Source organism: Paenibacillus wenxiniae (assembly GCF_039822605.1).
Taxonomy (GTDB): Bacteria; Bacillota; Bacilli; order Paenibacillales; family Paenibacillaceae; genus Saccharibacillus; species Saccharibacillus wenxiniae.
Window position 1 is genome coordinate 1 of the sequence record NZ_JBCGUH010000047.1, and the last position, 782, is coordinate 782.

The window sequence follows — 782 nt, forward strand, 5'->3', positions numbered from 1 at the left end:
TGGACTGATGAGCTTCGTCATCTGCTCGGTTATCAGAATGAACAGGATTTCCCCAATGTGCTGAGTAGCTGGTCCTCTGGAATACATCCACAAGATCAAGAGCGTGTATTTGCTGCCTTTACGGGTCATCTGACCGATTACAGTGGACGGACGCCATTCGAGAGCCAGTATCGTATACGGCTGAAAACAGGGGAGTATCGCTGGTTCCGTGCTACAGCAGAAACCGAACGTGATACGAAGGGGACACCACTGCATGTTACTGGAGCAATAACAGATATAAATGAGCGTTATATTCGTGATCAGCAGCTAGAACAGATGGTTGTACGTTATGATCTGATCAGTAAAGCGCTGGTCGAAGCACCGTGGGATATGATGATAGAAGTGGGCGATCCCGTCAATCCGAAAAATGAAATCTGGTATTCGTCACAATTCCGTGAGGCGGTTGGTTTCCAAACCGAGCAAGAGTTCCCGAACGTACTGAGCAGCTGGATTGAACGCCTGCATCCAGAAGACGCAGATCGTGTATTTAAAGCATTTGCCGACCATATGCTGGATCATAGCGGACGTACACCATTGGATCTCGACTACCGCGTACAACGTAAAAATGGGGAATATCGCTGGTTCCATTCTAACGGTACGACCAAGCGCGATCCAAAAGGCGTACCGCTCCGTGTGGCAGGTACACTCCGCGATATTACATTTGAGAAAAATAAAGAAGTGATCGTGGAAGCGATGACCGAGCGGATGAATCATCTGTCCCAATCGATCTCGGAAATGACGAC

General features: G+C 48.5%; 1 protein-coding gene. It reads left to right on the forward strand.

Going from position 1 to position 782, the window contains the following annotated elements:
- Positions 1 to 782, forward strand: a 782-nt coding sequence (locus AAHF22_RS24010) for a PAS domain-containing protein (RefSeq protein ID WP_347327467.1), incomplete at both ends; no start/stop codon positions are given.